The organism is Vibrio sp. 1562, assembly GCF_033340155.1.
In the GTDB taxonomy this organism is placed as follows: Bacteria; Pseudomonadota; Gammaproteobacteria; order Enterobacterales; family Vibrionaceae; genus Vibrio; species Vibrio alginolyticus.
This window is the reverse complement of sequence record NZ_JAWOVY010000852.1, coordinates 1-501: the sequence shown is the minus strand read 5'-3', so window position 1 is coordinate 501 and position 501 is coordinate 1. Positions and strand designations below refer to the sequence as shown.

The 501-nt window shown below is 47.1% G+C and carries 1 protein-coding gene; it reads left to right on the top strand.

All coding sequences use genetic code 11. The annotated features are described in order from the left end of the window. Positions 1–501, top strand: a 501-nt coding sequence (locus tag R7Z49_RS28030) for an efflux RND transporter permease subunit (protein WP_318112930.1), incomplete at both ends; no start/stop codon positions are given.

Here is a 501-nt window from a genome sequence, read left to right as displayed (position 1 = left end):
TTCAAATCGCACGAACGTTGCGTGACAGATTAGAAAGCTTCCGTCAGATTTTGGAAGTCGATATTGCTGGTGATCGTGAAGATATTGTCGAGATCGTGGTCGATCCGCTTTTAATGGAAAGCTATGGATTGGATCAGGCCGATATCTATAACTTGATCGCACTAAACAACCGAGTGGTTGCGGCTGGGTTTGTCGATACAGGGTATGGGCGCTTTTCGGTCAAAGTTCCGTCGGTGTTTGATTCTCTGAAAGATGTTCTCGAATTGCCTATCAAAGTGAATGGCAAAGAAGTGATCACCTTTGGTGATGTGGCCACAGTTCGCCGAGCGTTTCGTGATCCGGAAAGCTTTGCCCGCTTGGATGGTGAGCCTGCCATTGTGCTTGACGTGAAAAAGCGTGCTGGCGAGAACATTATTGAAACCGTCGCGTTAGTTAAAGAGGTGATTGCTCAAGGGCAACTGCGAGCAGAGTGGCCAAGTAATTTGCAGGTTAAATACACTT